Below are 17,742 nucleotides of genomic sequence, written 5' to 3'. Positions count from 1 at the left end.
AAGCCATGGAAAGAACGCCCAGGCCAGGAGATTTTTACCGGCATTTTAAAGACAGGATGTACCAGGTGATAGCCGTTGCAGTTCATTCGGAAACAGGGGAAGAGATGGTGGTATATCAGGCTCTGTACGGATCCTTTGGGATCTATGCCCGCCCGCTGTCCATGTTCATCAGCGAAGTGGACAAGGAGAAGTATCCGGAGGTAACCCAGGAATACAGGTTTGAAAAGGTGGATATGGGATCCCTGCAGCCTGAAAAGGAAGCCTGTACGGAGAAGCCGGAAAAAAAGGAAGAGGAAAATCCTGCGGGCAGCAGCCAAAGTCAAGAGAGCTTGCCTCCGGCCGGCCGCCTTCACGAGAATAAAAATCTCCTTGCATTTCTTGACGCTGGGACGTATCATGAGAAGTTGGAGGTTCTTGAAGAACGGAAGGACCGTTTTTCCGCGGAAGAGCTTCTGGCTATCTGCGAGATCATGGAAATTGGAAGGCCGGATTCAGAACCAGAGGAAAAATATTATGCGGTGAAGAGGTATCTGGAACTGCAGAAAAAATACGAGGGAGCAAGATTGAGGTGATTTGTTTCAGTGGACCACAGGTCATTTAATATAGAAGAAGAATTAAAAAAACTACCGTCCCAGCCTGGCGTGTACCTCATGCACGATGAGCGGGACGAAATCATCTATGTAGGAAAAGCGATCAGCTTAAAAAACAGGGTCAGGCAGTACTTTCAAAGCAGCAGAAATAAGACGGCAAAAATCGAACAAATGGTGTCCAGGATCGCCCGGTTTGAATACATTATAACAGACTCCGAGCTGGAAGCCCTTGTACTGGAATGCAATCTCATTAAGGAACACCGTCCCCGCTACAATACCATGCTAAAGGATGATAAGACCTATCCCTATATCAAGGTAACGGTGTATGAGGACTATCCCAGGATTTTGTTTTCCAGGGATATGAAAAAGGATAAAAGTAAGTATTTCGGGCCATATACCAGCGCAGGAGCGGTAAAGGATACCATTGAAATGATCCATAAGCTTTACCAGATCAGGACCTGCAACCGGAACTTGCCAAGAGACATCGGAAAGGAACGCCCCTGCTTAAATTACCATATCAAGCAGTGTTCCGCCCCCTGCCAGGATTATATCAGTAAGGAAGAATACGGGAAATCCATTAACAGGGCCCTGGAGTTTTTAGGCGGAAAATATGCTCCTGTCATTAAAATGCTGGAAGAAAATATGCAGGCTGCATCAGAAGAGATGGATTATGAAAAGGCCATTGAGTGCCGGGATCTGTTAAACAGCGTAAAGCAGATCTCCCAGAAGCAGAAGATCACGGACAGCGGCATGGAAGACCGGGATATTATTGCAATGGCAAAGGATGAAAGGGATGCGGTGGCTTCCGTATTCTTTGTCCGGGAAGGCAGGCTCATCGGCCGGGAGCATTTCCACATAACCATAGCAACGGCAGAAGACAACAGCCAGATCCTGACCAGCTTTGTAAAACAGTTTTATGCAGGAACTCCTTTTATTCCAAAGGAACTGTGGGTACAGACCGGTCTTGAGGATGAAGGCGTCATAGGGGAATGGCTTTCTGGAAAACGGGGGCAGAAGGTGAGGATCGTGGTTCCGCGGAAAGGCCAGAAGGAACGTCTGGTGGAGCTGGCGGAAAAAAATGCCGCACTGGTGCTGTCCCAGGATAAGGAAAAGATAAAGCGTGAGGAGCTTCGCACCATCGGCGCCATGAATGAGGTGGGCGGCTGGCTTGGACTTTCCGGCATAAAGAGGATCGAGGCCTTTGATATTTCCAACATAAGCGGCTTTGAGTCTGTGGGATCCATGATCGTCTACGAAGACGGGAAGCCCAAGCGGAATGATTACAGGAAATTTAAGATCAAATGGGTCAAGGGGGCCAATGATTACGCCTCCATGAACGAGGTTCTCACAAGACGGTTTTCCCATGGTCTTAAGGAAGCGGAAAGCCTTAAGGAAAAGGGCGTGGATGAGGAGTTTGGAAGCTTTACCCGTTTCCCGGATTTAATCATGATGGATGGAGGCCGGGGCCAGGTAAACATTGCCCTGAAGGCTTTAAAGGAGCTGGATATTTCCATTCCCGTCTGCGGTATGGTAAAGGATGATAACCACCGGACCAGAGGGCTTTACTATAACAACGTGGAGATCCCCATTGACAGGCATTCCGAAGGCTTTAAGCTGATTACCAGGATCCAGGATGAGGCCCACCGGTTTGCCATTGAATATCACAGAAGCCTAAGGAGCAAGGGCCAGGTGAAGTCCATTCTTGATGACATTCCCGGCATCGGCCCGAACAGAAGAAAGGCTCTGATGCGCCGGTTTAAGGGGCTTGAGGCCATAAAGGAAGCTACCTTAGAGGAGCTTTCCCAAACCCCTGGTATGAATGCCCTGGCGGCAAAGAGCGTTTTCGAGTTCTTCCACATATAGCTTTTCAAAATACAAAATCTGTGTTAGTATGAAAAAAACAGATGGAAAAAAGGAGCGTTCGCCATGCATGGAGTAGCCATTACAGATTTGATTAAAAAGATGAATTTCAAGAATATGACTCCGGAGATTGATGCGGAAAAGATTGTGCTCAGTCATCCGGATGTCAACCGTCCGGCTTTGCAGTTGGCAGGATTTTTTGATCACTTTGACAACGAACGGGTGCAGATCATTGGTTATGTGGAGCAGGAATACATTAATCAGATGAATCATGAAAGAAAGCTTGAGATGTACGGCAAGCTTTTATCCAGCCAGATCCCATGCCTGGTATACAGCCGGAGCCAGGCTCCTGATGAAGATATGCTGGCGTTTTGCAATCATTACGGCGTGCCGTGCCTTGTATCGGATAAGACAACTTCTGATCTTATGGCCGAGGTCATCCGCTGGCTTAAAGTGAAGCTGGCGCCCTGCATCAGCATTCACGGGGTTTTGGTTGACGTATTCGGTGAAGGTGTACTGATTATGGGAGAGAGCGGCATCGGAAAAAGCGAGGCGGCCCTGGAGCTTATTAAAAGAGGCCACCGTCTTGTGACCGATGATGTGGTGGAAATCCGCAAGGTAAGTGATGAGACGATCATTGGAAGCGCCCCGGAAATTACCAGGCATTTTATTGAATTAAGAGGCATCGGCATTATTGATGTTAAGACTCTCTTTGGTGTGGAGAGTGTAAAGGACACCCAGGCCATTGATATGGTGATCAAGCTGGAGGACTGGGATAGGGATAAGGAATACGATAGAATGGGAATTGAAGACCAGTATACGGAATTTTTAGGAAACCGGGTGGTATGCCATTCCATTCCGGTACGTCCTGGACGTAATCTGGCCATTATCGTTGAATCTGCTGCTGTCAATTACAGACAAAAGAAGATGGGGTACAACGCGGCTCAGGAATTATACAACCGCGTCCAGGCAAACCTTTCAAGAAAACAGGATGATTGAGGTGTCTGATGACTGGATTTTATGAAAAACTTCTTGGTGCAGCCGATAAGGACCATATAAAAGTTGGGGAAGAGATGCGAAAGCATACCTCGTTCCGGGTGGGCGGCCCTGCCGCCTGCTTTGTGATTCCGGCAGATGAGATAGAGCTTTGTGGGGTTATGGCTCTCTGCCGTGAGGAAGAGGTTCCTTTTTTCATACTGGGCAATGGGAGCAATCTTCTGGTTGGGGATGAAGGCTTTGACGGAGTGGTCATTTCCATGGAAAGCTTTAACCGTTGTGAAGTGGATAAGGAGACGGGGATCGTGATGGCCGGAGCCGGAGCGTCCCTGAAACGGATCGCACAGGAAGCATATAAGGCGTCATTGACCGGGTTGGAATTTGCAGCCGGGATACCTGGCACCCTTGGGGGAGCCGTGGTGATGAACGCCGGAGCCTATGGTTCGGAGATGAAGGAGGTTCTTAAGTCTGTCAAAGTTTTGACAATCCGGGGAGAAGTACAGGAAATACCCGTTGACCAGCTTTCCCTGGGATACCGGACCAGTTGCATTATACCAAAGCAGTATGTTGTGCTGGAAGCCAGGATCCGCTTAAGAGATGGGGATGAGGTTTCCATCAAGAACCGGATGGATGAACTGGCACGAAGGAGAAAGGAAAAGCAGCCATTGGAATATCCAAGCGCTGGAAGCACCTTTAAAAGGCCGGAAGGGCATTTTGCCGGAAAGCTCATAGAGGAGGCCGGTTTAAGGGGATTTGCCCTGGGCGGAGCCCAGGTTTCGGAGAAGCACTGCGGATTTGTCATTAACAAAGATCATGCCACTGCGGCTGATATCAGAAACCTGTGTGAAGAGGTGAAAAAAAGGGTATTTAAAAATTCCGGAGTGGCCCTTGAGATGGAGGTAAAGACACTGGGGAAGTTTTAACGGTGCAAAGGAGAATAATGTGAGGCTTGTAATTATAACAGGCATGTCAGGTGCAGGTAAGACCCAGGCTCTTAAAATGCTGGAGGATATGGGATTTTATTGTGTGGATAATCTTCCCATTCCCTTGATTGAAACGTTTGCGGAGCTGACCTTAAGCAATCAGGCGGGGATCCGGAACGCAGCTTTGGGAATCGATATCCGCAGCGGAGAAGATTTATCAGTTTTAAACAGGATTTTTGATGAGTGGTCAAGAAAACGAATGCCCTTTGAAATCCTTTTCCTGGATGCGGGAGATGAAACCCTGATCAAGCGCTATAAGGAAACCAGAAGGGCCCATCCCCTGGCGGCAGGAGGCAGGATCGACAGCGGTATTGAAAAAGAACGGGTGAAACTGGCCTTTTTAAAGGAAGAAGCAGATTATATCATCGATACCAGCCGCCTGCTTACAAAGGAACTGAGGCAGGAACTGGAAAAAATATTTGTGAACCGGGAATCCTACCGGAATTTATTTATCACAATCCTTTCCTTTGGGTTCAAGTATGGGATTCCATCGGATGCGGATCTGGTATTTGATGTAAGGTTCCTGCCTAATCCTTACTATTTAGAGGACCTGCGGCCTAAAACCGGAGAAGAAAAAGAAGTGCGGGACTATGTGATGCAGCATGGGACCGCTGCCCTGTTTTTAGACAAGCTATACGATATGCTGGAATTTTTAGTTCCCAATTATGTGCTGGAGGGAAAAAACCAGTTGGTGATTGCCATAGGCTGTACAGGAGGCAAGCACCGGTCGGTCACCATTGCCAGGTCCGTTTATGACAGGTTTAAGTCCAGGGAAGAATTTGGGTTAAAGATGGAGCATCGGGACATCGACAAGGATAATATACGGAAAAGGATGGTCTAGATATGTCATTTTCTTCCAAATTAAAAGAAGAGCTTTCCAGACAAATCAGTCCGGCAAGGCATTGTCAGATCGCAGAGATGGCTGCTATCATAAGCCTCTGCGGAAAAATAATCATATCGGAAGACGACCGCTACAGGATTAAAATAAATACGGAAAATGTGGCAGTTGCAAGAAAGTACTTTACATTATTGAAAAAAACATTTAATATAAATACTGATGTGTCAATTAGAAGAAATGCTTATTTAAATAAAAACCGTACTTATGCGGTGACCATTCGGGAGCATGAAGAAGCGATCCGGGTTTTACATGCCACAAAGCTTCTTGATGAAAACGGAGAAATTGGGGAAAACTTAAACCTTGTCCGGAATGTGGTCATCCAGCAGTCCTGCTGCAGGAGAGCATTTATCCGAGGTGCATTTCTCTCCTCCGGGTCTTTAAGCGATCCTGAGAAATTCTACCATTTTGAAATCGTATGTGCCACAGAGGCAAAGGCGGAACAGCTAAAATCCATTATCGCAACCTTTGATCTTGAAGCAAAAATTGTGAAGAGGAAGCGCTATTTTGTGGCATATATAAAAGAAGGAAGCCAGATTGTGGATATCCTGAATGTTATGGAAGCACCGGTGGCTTTGATGGAGCTTGAGAACATCAGGATTTTAAAGGACATGCGGAACAGTGTGAACCGACAGGTCAACTGTGAAACTGCCAATATTAATAAAACGGTATCAGCTGCGGTAAAGCAGATAGAAGATATAACATATATCAGAGATACAATTGGACTTGATAATCTACCGGACAATCTATGTGAAATTGCCAGGGAACGATTGGAAAGGCCGGAAGCAACATTAAAAGAGCTTGGAGAAGCTCTGGACCCTCCTGTAGGCAAATCAGGAGTGAACCACCGACTTAGAAAGCTTTGCGACCTGGCAGGGCGGCTGCGCGGGACAGGCGTGAGCAGCGGGATGGAATAGATCCGTTCATAGGAATGAGGAGGATAATTATGGTAAGAAAAACAGTCACCGTTGAACTTGCATCAGGCTTAGAGGCAAGACCAGTTGCTATGCTGGTTCAAGTTGCCAGTCAGTATGAAAGTAACATTTATGTTGAAATCGAGTCCAAGAGAGTAAATGCCAAGAGCATTATGGGTATGATGACTCTGGGACTTGCAGCGGGAGAACAGATTACGATCACTGCGGATGGCACGGATGAGGAACAGGCGGTTGCCGAAATCGAAAAATACTTAAGTAATCATGAATGATATGTGAAAAATACTGTGTTTTCGAGGCGGAGGCTCTGACATTGGAGGCTCCGCCTCTTATACGTTCTTATGAAATTAAGTACAAAAGGTTTTCCGGTATGTTTCTTTATGGTATACTGTTCAAGAAGGCAATGAGCAGTGCTGACCTATAATAAAATGGCAGTAACAAGGATAAAAGGAGACTCGGACAAATGGCATTTACACATTTACACGTCCATACGGAGTACAGCCTGTTGGACGGCTCCTGCAAGATAAAAGAGCTTGTGTCCAGAGCAAAGGAGCTTGGAATGGACAGCATGGCCATCACAGACCATGGCGTGATGTACGGCGTCATCGATTTTTACCGGGCGGCCAGAGAGGTGGGAATAAAGCCTGTCATCGGATGCGAGGTATATGTGACCTCCGGATCCAGGTTTGACAGGGAAACCGTTGGCGGCGAGGACCGGTATTATCATCTGGTCTTATTGGCTGAAAATAACCAGGGATACCAGAACCTGATGAAGATCGTCTCAAAAGGGTTTGTGGAAGGGTTTTATTATAAACCAAGAGTGGATTATGAGGTATTAAAGGAATACAGCGAAGGGATCATTGCATTAAGCGCCTGTCTGGCAGGAGAGGTGCAGAGGATGGTCAGCCGCGGCCTGTATGAGAAGGGCAGGGAAGCCGCTCTTCGCTACCAGGATATTTTCGGGAAGGGGAACTTCTTCTTAGAGCTTCAGGATCATGGGATACCGGCACAGAATACGGTAAACCAGGGTCTTCTGCGGATGAGCCATGAAACCGGGATCGAACTGGTGGCCACCAATGATATTCATTATACCTATGCAGAGGATGCCACTCCCCATGACCTCTTGCTGTGCATCCAGACGGGAAAAAAGGTGGCAGATGAAAACCGCATGCGCTATGAGGGCGGACAGTATTACTGTAAGTCAGAGGAAGAGATGCGGGAGCTTTTCTCCTATGCAGGAGAAGCCATCGACAATACCCACAGGATTGCAGAGCGCTGCAATGTGGAGATTGAGTTTGGCGTGACCAAGCTGCCTAAATACGATGTGCCGGAAGGGTATGATTCCGGGTCGTATTTAAACAAGCTTTGTCTGGAGGGCTTTGAGCACCATTATCCCCAGGATGACGGAACATTAAAGGAAAGGCTTGACTATGAGCTGGATGTCATTCACACCATGGGATATGTGGACTATTTCCTCATTGTTTGGGATTTTATCCATTATGCCAGATCAAAGGACATCATCGTGGGGCCTGGCAGGGGTTCTGCGGCCGGGAGCATCGTATCCTACTGCCTGGGTATTACGAACATCGATCCCATCCCCTATAACCTGCTGTTTGAGCGGTTCTTAAATCCGGAGCGAATTTCCATGCCTGATATTGACGTGGATTTCTGCTTTGAACGGCGTCAGGAGGTCATTGACTATGTAGTCCAAAAATACGGCAAGGACCAGGTGGTCCAGATCGTGACCTTTGGTACCCTGGCGGCCAAAGGTGTGGTAAGAGATGTGGGAAGGGTGCTGGACATGCCTTATGCCAGGTGTGACGCCATAGCAAAGATGATTCCCGGAGATCTTGGCATGACCCTTGAAAAAGCCTTAAAGCAAAGCCCGGACTTAAGAAACGCTTACGAGGGGGACCCTGAGGTCAAGTACCTCATTGATATGTCTAAGCGTCTGGAAGGACTGCCCAGACATACTTCCATGCACGCGGCAGGGGTGGTGATCAGCCGGACTTCCATAGATGAATATGTTCCTCTTTCCAAGGCAGCCGACGGAACCATTACCACACAGTTCACCATGACCACTCTGGAAGAGCTGGGGCTTTTAAAAATGGATTTCCTGGGGCTGCGTACTCTGACGGTCATCCAGAATGCGGTGAAAGCCATAGAGAAAAACAGGAGCTTAAGTCTGGATATGGACCGGATCGATTATAATGATAAGGCAGTTCTGGATTCCATCGGCACCGGAAGAGATGACGGGGTGTTCCAGTTGGAAAGTTCCGGAATGAAGAGCTTTATGAAGGAGCTGAAGCCGGAATGCCTGGAAGATATCATTGCCGGAATTTCCCTTTACCGTCCCGGTCCCATGGACTTCATCCCCAAGTATTTAAAGGGGAAGAATGACCGGAATTCCATTACCTATGAATGCGTCCAGTTAGAACCCATTTTAAATCCTACCTATGGCTGTATCGTGTACCAGGAGCAGGTCATGCAGATCGTAAGGGATCTGGCCGGATATACCATGGGCCGCAGCGACCTGGTGCGGAGAGCCATGTCAAAAAAGAAGACCTCTGTCATGGAAAAGGAACGGAAGAACTTTGTCTATGGGAATCCAGAGGAAGAGGTAACCGGATGCATTTCCAATGGGATCGATGAAAAAACGGCAAACCACATCTATGATGAGATGATCGATTTTGCCAAATACGCCTTTAACAAGTCCCATGCGGCGGCTTATGCGGTGGTATCCTATCAGACCGCTTTCCTGAAATATTATTACCCTGAGGAATTCATGGCGGCCCTGCTCACTTCGGTCATGGATAATGCGTCAAAGGTATCGGAATACATTTTAAGCTGCAGGCAGATGGGGATTCCCATCCTCCCTCCGGATATTAATGAAGGAGAAAGCGGCTTTTCCGTTTCCGGAAGGTCCATCCGCTATGGCTTGTCTGCTATTAAGAGTGTGGGAAGATCCGTGGTGGAGCTTATTGTGGCGGAACGGGAAGAAAACGGGATGTTTCACGATTTGGAAGACTTCATTGACCGGATGAGCAATAAGGAGGTCAACAAAAGGACTCTGGAGAATTTCATAAAATCCGGAGCTTTAGATACCCTTCCAGGTACAAGAAAACAAAAGCTTCTGACTGCACCGGAGCTTTTGGAACAGAGGAGCAAGGAACGGAAGAATACCATGGAAGGCCAGATGACCTTGTTTGATATTGCAGGGGAAGAAGAAAAGACCCGTTTTCAGATCACCTTCCCTGATGTGGGGGAATTTTTAAAGGAAGACCTTCTGGCATTTGAGAAGGAGACCCTTGGCATCTACTTAAGCGGCCACCCCATGGAAGCCTATGAAACCACCTGGAGGGATAATATTACCGCAACTACCGTAGAGTTTGTTGTGGACGAGGAAATAGGAAAGGCCGGTGTCTCCGATGGTTCCTATGTGACCATTGGCGGCATGATTACCGGAAAGACCGTAAAGACGACCAGAAACAATAAAATGATGGCATTCATCACCCTGGAGGACCTGGCAGGAGCCGTGGAAGTGATCGTATTCCCAAAGGATTATGAGAGCAAAAGGGAACTTTTTGTGGAAGATTCCAAGGTATTTATACAGGGAAGAGTATCCGTGGGAGAGGATCCCGTAGGAAAGCTGATCTGTGAGCGGGTGATCCCCTTTTCCGCCCTGCCAAAGGAGCTGTGGCTGAAATTCCCTGATAAGGAATCCTATATGGCAGTGGAAAGGGAGATTTTAGATGATTTAAAGGAATCGGAAGGGGATGATTCGGTTATCGTCTATCTGGAAAAGGAGCGGGCCAGAAAGGTTTTGCCGGCCAACCGCAACGTAAATGCGGCAGGCAGCCTCATCGATGCCCTGGTAAAAAAACTTGGTGAAAAAAATGTCAGACTCGTAGAAAAAAAACTTGAAAAGATTGGAAAAATGAATTAGAATACAACATGTATGCAATGAGAAACCTACAAAATAGATATCCGTGAATCAGGAGGAAGCTACTATGGCAAAACAAGTGAAAACCATCGGTGTATTAACCAGCGGCGGCGATGCACCAGGTATGAATGCTGCGATCCGTGCTATTGTCAGGACTGCAATCCATAAGGGATTGGAAGTAAAGGGGATCATGAGGGGATACGCAGGCCTTCTGCAGGAAGAAATCGTTGATATGAACAGTACCAGCGTATCAGATATCATCCACCGCGGCGGAACCATTTTATATACAGCCAGATGCCAGGAGTTCACCACTGCCGAAGGGCAGAAAAAGGGCGCCGAGATCTGCAGAAAGCATAATATTGACGGCATCGTGGTTATCGGAGGAGACGGTTCATTCCGGGGAGCAGGAAAGCTTTCTGCCCTTGGGATCAATACCATCGGACTTCCCGGAACCATTGATTTAGATATTGCCTGTACTGATTATACCATTGGCTTTGATACGGCTGTTAACACAGCCATGGAGGCCATTGATAAGGTACGTGATACATCTACCTCCCATGAACGCTGCAGCATCATTGAGGTAATGGGACGTAATGCAGGCTATATTGCCCTTTGGTGCGGTTTTGCCAACGGTGCAGAAGATATTCTTTTGCCGGAGCGCTATGACGGAGATGAGCAGGCCCTTATTAACCGTATCATTGAGAACAGAAAGCGGGGCAAAAAGCACCACATCATCATCAATGCAGAGGGCATTGGCCATTCTTCCTCCATGGCTAAGAGGATTGAAGCGGCAACAGGCATTGAGACCAGAGCCACCATACTGGGCCATATGCAGAGGGGCGGTGCGCCTACCTGTAAGGACCGCGTCTATGCTTCCATCATGGGCGCAAAGGCAGTGGAACTTCTCTGTGAGGGAAAGAGCAACCGTGTGATAGGATATAAGCATGGAGAATTCGTGGATTTGGATATTCAGGAAGCCCTTAGCATGACAAAGGATATTCCTGAAGACCAGTTTCAGATCTCCAAGATGCTTGTGAGATAAGGAAATAGGCGAGAGCAAACGGGATTTCAGTGAATTCCCGGCTGCTTCTCGTCATTTTTTTATCACCGCAAACTGTGCAGACGGTATCAATGGGAAAAACGGACATGGCGGATTAAAGATATCCAAGAGGATTTCCTTAAGGGGATTTGACAACCGGCATTTTTCCGGTTATGCTTGTAGAGATTGACCACAGTGGAACGGAATGTTTCAGGGTTTAAAAAGGTACAGGAAGCAAGGAGAGGAAACGTATGGATATAATTGAAAGGTATATCAATGAACTGATGGAAAAGAGCACACCGGACCGTCCGGTATGGAACATTGAAAAGCTGCTTCATGGGGAGGCGGCCGGCTGGAATTACATTGATGGCTGTATGATCAAGTCCATTTTAGAAATGTACGCCATTTCCGGGGATATTAAATATCTGGATTTTGCCGATAAGTTTATGGATTACAGAGTGAGAGAGGACGGGTCCATTGACGGCTATGATGTGGAGGAACGGAACATCGATAATGTCAATGCAGGGAAAACCCTGTTTGAGCTTTACGATCTGACGGGAAAGGAAAAATACAGAAAAGCCATTGATCTGGTTTACAGCCAGATCGAGAAGATGCCTCGGACGAAAGAGGGAAACTTCTGGCACAAGAATATTTATCCAAACCAGGTCTGGCTCGACGGCCTGTACATGTGCCAGCCATTTTATATGGAATACGAAACCCGGTTTAATAATAAGAAGAACTGCGGGGATATTTACAGCCAGTTTGCCAATGTAGTGAAGGTTATGAGAGATACGGAAACCGGCCTTTACTACCATGCATACGATTCCTCCAGAGAAATGTTCTGGTGCGACAAGGTGACAGGATTATCCCAGAATTTCTGGTTGAGAGCCTTAGGCTGGTACGCTATGGCCCTTCTGGATACCATGGATAAATCCCACAAGTCAGACGAGGAAAGCTTAAAGCAAATGGAAGCAGCGTTCCGTGACCTGATAGACTCCATGTTAAAATACCAGGATGAAAGCGGCATGTGGTATCAGGTGGTAAACTTAGGCGGCATGGACCGGAATTATCTGGAAACCAGCGGAAGCGCCATTTTCTCCTATGCTATTTTAAAGGGAGTCCGTTTAGGCTATCTTCCAAAAGCCTACGCCGGATACGGCAAAAAGGCTTTCCAGGGTATCTGCCATACCTATCTTCACCTGGAAGAGGGGAATATGAGCCTGGGAGGGATCTGCCTGGTGGCAGGGCTTGGAGGCGAGGACAGGCGAAACGGAACTTACGACTATTACATGTCCGAACCTATTGTAAAAGATGATGCCAAGGGAGTAGGCCCTTTCCTTCTTGCTTATACGGAAATGAGAAGAACCGGCTGGTCATATAATCAATAAGACAAAAGGATATAACCAATAAAAAAAGAAACGAAATGGGGATTGTGGCGCCGGATAACCGGGCTGCAATCCCCAAAACATTTTAGCTTAAGCTGTTCTGCGCATATTTCTTCGGTGAAATCCCCACTTTTTTTGTAAATGCTTTGAAAAAATTGCTGTAATCGTTAAACCCACACATGCTGTAAACCTCATTGACGCTGTAGCCTCCTGACAGCAGCCTCTGGGCCAGCTCGATGCGGCGGGTAATGATATAGGAATTAATGGTGCTGCCTGTGCTTTTTTTGAAAAGCCTGCAAAGGTAAGAGGTGCTTAAATAAAAGTGGGACGCAAGGTCTCCAACGGTCAACTGAGAATCAATGTTGTGATGGATATAAGTGATGATATCAGTCACTTTGCTGCTGAAATACTGTCCCTGCTGTTCCGATGACCATCCAAGGAGGGCTTCTGTAGCCAATTTTGTCATGAAAACCATGAACTCGGCAAAGGCAGAGCGTTCCTCCACATCCTGGCCGAATCCTTCTTCTACGGCCAATTTATTAAAATAATATTTGAAACGCCGCTGCTGTCCCAGATTTAGAACGATGTGGTGGGAAAATCTATTTGGTCTGTGAGTAAAGCAGTAGGTTAAATCCGTCTGGGGCGTGGAAATGCTTTCTAAATAGGAAGGATCTATGTATATGACAAACTTTTCATGGGGGATAGAGGGATCTATCTGCAGCACCTGGTGTTTCTCATATTGGTTGATCATGAACAGGCTTCCCGGTTCCATCCGGTAACTTGTATCATCAATCAGAAACGTGCAGCCTCCGCTGACGGAAAGATATAATTCATGGCAGAGGTGGCCGTGCATGCTTAAAACTCCTGGATCCTTATGGAGATGTACAATGGAAAAATATTGGGAGGTCATGCATTGTTCAATTCCCTCCGAAAATGAAGTAAGTACTTTCATAAATAGAAATCACCTTAGCTATTTTTTACTAAAACTATACCATAGGATGTCAATATTTGCAATGTTTTGTGCTGAATTTGAAATGAATTATCAAGAAATGGATGTTATAATAAGGAAAAAGCACAGTGTAAGCGCTTACGCAAAAATGTAAAAAAATGTAGAAAAAGTGAAAATACTTACACGTTGCTTTTAAGAACTCATTTATGAGGGACAAGAAAAAGGAGAGAGAACTATGAAAAAAATCAAACAGTGGGCGGCGATGGGGTTAGCGACTGTTATGGCAGTGTCTTTAAGCGCCTGTGGCGGAAGCAAGAGCAGCAGTGAGACAACTTCAGCAGCAGAGACGACAAAAGCAGCGGCAGGTGAGACCACAACAGCGGGTGCAGCTACTTCAGGAGAGCCGGTAGAGCTTAAGTTTTCCTGGTGGGGCGGTGACAGCAGACATGCTGCAACAGAAGAAGCCATTAAGGCATTTGAAGCCAAATATCCAAACATCAAGGTAACTCCTGAGTATGGCGCATGGACCGGCTGGGAAGAGAAGCAGTCCTTAAATATTTTAGGCGGAAATGCTGCAGACGTTATGCAGATCAACTGGAACTGGATCGAATCCTACAGCCAGGGCGGAAAGGCCTTTGCCAACCTGGAAGATTATTCAGATGTTCTTGATTTAAAACAGTTTACACCGGAAAGTCTTGACCTGTGTAAGGTTGACAATAAATTAATGGCAGTGCCCATTTCCTTAACAGGACGTGTGTTCTACTGGAACAAGACGGCTTTTGAAGAAGTAGGCTGTGACATTCCTACTGACTTAGATTCTTTGTATGCGGCAGGAGAAGCCTTCAAAGCTAAGGATCCTGATATGTATCCCTTAGTCCTTGGCGAATATGACCGTATGATTTTAATGGTTTATTATCTGGAATCCAAGTACGGTAAAAACTGGGTTGAAGGCGGCCAGGTCAACTATACGGAAGAAGAAGTGAAAGACGGAATGGATTTCATGACTGGGCTGGAAACAAAGCATGTTATTCCCGACATGGCAACTCTCCGGGGCGATATGGCCGATTCTCTTGACAAAAATGCAAAATGGATTGACGGCAAGTATGCAGGCATCTTTGAGTGGGATTCCTCTGCTTCCAAATTCAAAGGCGCCCTGGAAGGCAGTGTAAATAAGTCAGGCCAGGAATTCGTAGTTGGAGAATTTGTTAAGATGGGTGATCATGACGGAGGCTTCACAAAGATTTCCATGGCATTTGCAGTTGCCGGAAACTCCAAGCATCCAAAGGAAGCAGCTATGCTCATCGATTTCCTGTTAAATGATGAAGAAGGCGTTAAGATCTGTTCCACAGAGAGAGGAATTCCCTGTTCTACCAAGGGCTTAAAGATTCTTGAAGACAACAAACTCGGGGATTCTCTGACCATTGAGGCTAACACAAAAGTTATGGGTTACAGCAAATTCAGTCTGGACACCAAGTTTGAGCACAACGACTTAAAAGCAAATCCGGATGGTGTTTACTATAAAGTGTTCGGCAAGTTAAGCACAGGAGAAATCGATTCCACACAGGCAGCCAAAGAGCTGATCAAGGGAATTACAGAGACTCTTGAGAGTTAATAAGAGATTCAGACAGTTTAAATAGTTGATACATACTCCTATGAGCCGCCATAGCTTTATGGCGGCTCCCATAAAGAAAAGGGCAGGCAAAGATCATGGAATGGAGAAATGAGATATGGAAGCCGTACCGGCTCATGGGTGCCATACAGATGTATGAGGCTACCGGCGAAGAGGCCTATAAGGATTTTGTAACAGCCGGTCTGGACAGACTGGAAGAGGTGTCAGAAGGTCTGCCGGCACAGGATGGCCTGGCCTGTTTTTTTGCTTTGGATCAGACAGGTAATGAGAAATACAGACAGAAGATTGAGCAGCTCATCAGCCGGGATGACCGGACCCTGGAGGCTATGCCCTTTGTGACGGCATATGAAACCAGGTATAAAAGAAAAGAGCATTATAATGAGATCGTCGCTTTGTTTCGGGAGAAAGAGGCGTTTACAGGAAGCGGTCTGGTCGCTCTCATAGAAACAGTCGGTCAGATGTCACAAGAAATCTATGAATATCACAGGGAATTAAGGGATTTATTTAAGTCTGTGATTAAGGAGAAGATGAATGAACTCCCGGATTCATCTGAAACCCTGGAAATCGGTTATTCCATCCTGAAGGCATGTAATACAGGAGTTCTTCAAAGGGAAAAATACGGCGGTTTCGGGGAACTTATATGGAAAACCATCGAAGGCAACGATAAAAATACATGCGCAGGCTTGCAGGAAATGTTAAAAGCGCAATATACAATATTAAAAAAACAGGGGGTATAAGCAGTATGAAGTCAAAGGGCATTCGCAAGGTCCTGGCAGATAACGCAGGATTCTTTTTCGTCTTACCGTGGCTGGTTGGATTTATACTTTTCAAAGTTTATCCATTCGCCTCTTCACTGTACTATAGCTTTACGAACTATGACCTGTTTAACGGAATTACAAAGACAGGTATGATGAATTATAATAAGATATTCACAGATTCCGATATTAAAAAGGCGTTTTTTGTTACATTTAAATATGCGATTTTTGATGTTCCCTTAAAGCTGATGTTCGCATTGTTCATTGCATATATACTGAACTTCAAACTTAAAGGAGTTAATTTCTTCAGGACCGCATATTATATCCCCTCTATTCTGGGGGGATCCATTGCCATCGCCATTTTGTGGAGAGCCGTCTTCAATACTGACGGCCTGATCAATGCAGTCCTTGTGGTATTGGGATTTGAAAAGATCAACTGGATGGCAAGCGGGGGAGGCGCAATGACTGTTATCGTGCTTTTAAGAGTCTGGCAGTTTGGTTCTGCCATGGTCATTTTCCTTGCTGCCTTAAAGAGCGTTTCCGAGGATCTGTACGAAGCAGCTTCCATTGACGGTGCGGGAAAGTGGACCCAGTTTTTCAAGATCACCGTTCCCCTGATTACTCCGGTTATTTTCTACAACCTGATCACACAGCTATGCCAGGCATTCCAGGAATTCAACGGACCATTCCTTGTAACAAAGGGCGGACCGGACGGAGCTACCACTTTGATCTCAATTTTGATTTACAACAATGCATTCCTGCGTCATAAAATGGGTATGGCAAGTGCACAGGCCTGGATGCTGTTCCTCATTGTCATGACCTTTACGGCAGTAGCATTTATAAGCCAGAAAAAATGGGTTTACTATTCAGATGAGGACGGGAGGTAGATGATATGACGAGAGAGACCAAAAGAAAAATCAGCACATTCATCCGTTATACATTACTGATTGCCGTGGGCTTTATTATGGTTTATCCCTTGATCTGGATGGTGGGGGCTACCTTTAAGACAAATTCAGAGATTTTTACCAGCGCCTGGTTCTGGCCCAGAAAGCCTGTGTCTGACGGCTATGCCAATGCATTCGTAGATTACGGCGGAAAGATCAATCTGATCAAATCCATGCTGAATACCTATAAAATTCTCGGGCCAAAGGTTCTTTTTACAGTGGTATCTGCCACGATTACTGCTTATGGTTTCGGCAGGTTTGAATTCAAGGGAAAAGGAATTCTCTTCTCACTTATGATTTCCACCTTGTTCCTGCCACAGGTAGTGCTGAATGCGCCCCAGTATATCATGTTCAATAAATGGGGCTGGACCAATTCCTACCTGCCTCTGGTGATTCCTTCCCTGTTTGCAGGCGATACCTATTTCTTATTCATGCTCATACAGTTTTTAAGAGGCGTGCCAAAGGAGTTGGAGGAAGCTGCCAAGATCGATGGCTGCAGTTCCATGAAAACCTTATGGTATGTGATTGTTCCCATGTTAAAGCCATCCCTGGTATCTGTTGCACTGTTTCAGTTCATGTGGACTTCCAACGACTTTATGGGACCGCTTATTTATGTTTCCGATATGCCCAAATATACGAATTCCATTTATTTGCGCATGTCCATGGACGGTGATGTCGGATTCCAGTGGAACCGGATTTTGGCAATGTCCCTGATCTCCATCATTCCTTCCCTGATCGTATTCTTCTGCGCTCAGGAAGCCTTTATTGACGGTATTGCGGCTGGAGGCGTAAAGGGGTAACTAAAAAAAACGGGCGTAGTATGCAATTGCTGCGCCCTTTT

15 protein-coding genes are annotated in these 17,742 nt (G+C 46.3%); 14 read left to right on the top strand and 1 reads right to left on the bottom strand.

What is annotated here, in order from left to right; all coding sequences use genetic code 11:
- Window positions 1-5: 5 nt before the first annotated feature.
- From ACYVD3_RS08820 to ACYVD3_RS08775, 10 genes are all read left to right on the top strand, one after another.
- The gene (locus ACYVD3_RS08820; protein WP_460642144.1) at window positions 6-572 is read left to right on the top strand and encodes a DUF1653 domain-containing protein; all 567 of its coding nucleotides are present in this window, start codon (window positions 6-8) and stop codon (window positions 570-572) included.
- A gap of 9 nt (window positions 573-581) precedes the next feature.
- Window positions 582-2,453, top strand: coding sequence for an excinuclease ABC subunit UvrC (gene uvrC / locus ACYVD3_RS08815; RefSeq protein ID WP_460642143.1), 1,872 nt, complete (start codon window positions 582-584; stop codon window positions 2,451-2,453).
- Window positions 2,454-2,516: 63 nt separating this feature from the next.
- Entirely contained in the window at window positions 2,517-3,449 is a 933-nt protein-coding gene (hprK, locus tag ACYVD3_RS08810) for an HPr(Ser) kinase/phosphatase (protein ID WP_460642142.1), read from the top strand.
- A gap of 8 nt (window positions 3,450-3,457) precedes the next feature.
- Entirely contained in the window at window positions 3,458-4,369 is a 912-nt protein-coding gene (gene murB, locus ACYVD3_RS08805; RefSeq protein WP_460642141.1) for a UDP-N-acetylmuramate dehydrogenase, read from the top strand.
- Between the two features lie 19 nt (window positions 4,370-4,388).
- Window positions 4,389-5,270 carry an RNase adapter RapZ gene (rapZ, locus tag ACYVD3_RS08800; RefSeq protein WP_460642140.1) on the top strand — a complete coding sequence of 294 codons (882 nt, stop codon included), beginning with the start codon at window positions 4,389-4,391 and terminating at the stop codon, window positions 5,268-5,270.
- Window positions 5,271-5,272: 2 nt separating this feature from the next.
- On the top strand, window positions 5,273-6,241 hold the full coding sequence (gene whiA / locus ACYVD3_RS08795) for a DNA-binding protein WhiA (protein WP_460642139.1): 969 nt from the start codon (window positions 5,273-5,275) through the stop codon (window positions 6,239-6,241).
- Window positions 6,242-6,270: 29 nt separating this feature from the next.
- Window positions 6,271-6,528, top strand: a complete 258-nt coding sequence (locus ACYVD3_RS08790) for an HPr family phosphocarrier protein (protein ID WP_054791962.1) — start codon at window positions 6,271-6,273, stop codon at window positions 6,526-6,528.
- Between the two features lie 191 nt (window positions 6,529-6,719).
- On the top strand, window positions 6,720-10,202 hold the full coding sequence (locus ACYVD3_RS08785) for a DNA polymerase III subunit alpha (protein WP_460642138.1): 3,483 nt from the start codon (window positions 6,720-6,722) through the stop codon (window positions 10,200-10,202).
- A gap of 64 nt (window positions 10,203-10,266) precedes the next feature.
- Window positions 10,267-11,241, top strand: a complete 975-nt coding sequence (pfkA, locus tag ACYVD3_RS08780) for a 6-phosphofructokinase (protein ID WP_460642137.1) — start codon at window positions 10,267-10,269, stop codon at window positions 11,239-11,241.
- Window positions 11,242-11,489: 248 nt separating this feature from the next.
- Complete coding sequence (locus ACYVD3_RS08775) at window positions 11,490-12,626, top strand: glycoside hydrolase family 88/105 protein (protein ID WP_460642136.1); 1,137 nt, start codon at window positions 11,490-11,492, stop codon at window positions 12,624-12,626.
- An 82-nt stretch (window positions 12,627-12,708) separates the two neighbouring features.
- Here ACYVD3_RS08775 and ACYVD3_RS08770 read toward each other — a convergent pair whose 3' ends face one another.
- Window positions 12,709-13,575 (bottom strand): AraC family transcriptional regulator, encoded by an 867-nt coding sequence (locus ACYVD3_RS08770; protein WP_460642135.1) that lies wholly within the window; start codon window positions 13,573-13,575, stop codon window positions 12,709-12,711.
- Window positions 13,576-13,807: 232 nt separating this feature from the next.
- Here ACYVD3_RS08770 and ACYVD3_RS08765 point away from each other — a divergent pair, with 232 nt between their 5' ends.
- The 4 genes from ACYVD3_RS08765 (at window position 13,808) to ACYVD3_RS08750 (ending at window position 17,701) form a co-directional block, all read left to right on the top strand.
- On the top strand, window positions 13,808-15,184 hold the full coding sequence (locus ACYVD3_RS08765) for an ABC transporter substrate-binding protein (RefSeq protein WP_460642134.1): 1,377 nt from the start codon (window positions 13,808-13,810) through the stop codon (window positions 15,182-15,184).
- A 95-nt stretch (window positions 15,185-15,279) separates the two neighbouring features.
- Window positions 15,280-15,939, top strand: a complete 660-nt coding sequence (locus ACYVD3_RS08760) for a transcriptional regulator (protein ID WP_460642133.1) — start codon at window positions 15,280-15,282, stop codon at window positions 15,937-15,939.
- Between the two features lie 5 nt (window positions 15,940-15,944).
- Window positions 15,945-16,844, top strand: coding sequence for a carbohydrate ABC transporter permease (locus ACYVD3_RS08755; protein WP_460642132.1), 900 nt, complete (start codon window positions 15,945-15,947; stop codon window positions 16,842-16,844).
- Window positions 16,845-16,849: 5 nt separating this feature from the next.
- A complete protein-coding gene (locus ACYVD3_RS08750) occupies window positions 16,850-17,701 on the top strand; it encodes a carbohydrate ABC transporter permease (protein WP_460642131.1) in 852 nt (283 codons plus the stop codon).
- Window positions 17,702-17,742: the final 41 nt, after the last annotated feature.

It is taken from the genome of Lacrimispora brassicae (assembly GCF_054772055.1).
Note: the sequence above shows the minus strand (reverse complement) of the source record. Positions and strands in the feature narration are given on the sequence as shown.